Raw genomic sequence first — 303 nt, 5'->3', positions numbered from 1 at the left:
TTTGCACCGTTTTCAAGTTCAACTTCAACCAGACCATTGCTCGTTTGGTTTGCACCTGTGATTTTGCTAACACGTTGCAAGTTCATGATATCAACATCATATTCACGAACATGCGCTTCCATTTCGGCAGCAAACTTAGGACCTTGAGTCTTTTGCACAGACGTGAAGTTTTCAATGTCCATGGTGTCCATCACCTGACCACCGAAGCGTTCAGCCACGATACCTGTGTTGATACCTTTACGTGCAGCATAGATTGCTGCTGTTGCGCCCGCAGGTCCACCACCAATCACCAATACATCAAAA

At 45.9% G+C, this 303-nt stretch carries 1 protein-coding gene; it reads right to left on the bottom strand.

Features of this window, described 5'->3' with window-relative positions:
* Positions 1 to 303, bottom strand: a 303-nt coding sequence (locus UC75_RS19700) for an FAD-dependent oxidoreductase (protein WP_228137198.1), incomplete at both ends; no start/stop codon positions are given.

Source organism: Acinetobacter sp. V2, assembly GCF_001188385.1.
GTDB classification, from domain to species: Bacteria; Pseudomonadota; Gammaproteobacteria; order Pseudomonadales; family Moraxellaceae; genus Acinetobacter; species Acinetobacter oleivorans.
Note: the sequence above shows the minus strand (reverse complement) of the source record. Positions and strands in the feature narration are given on the sequence as shown.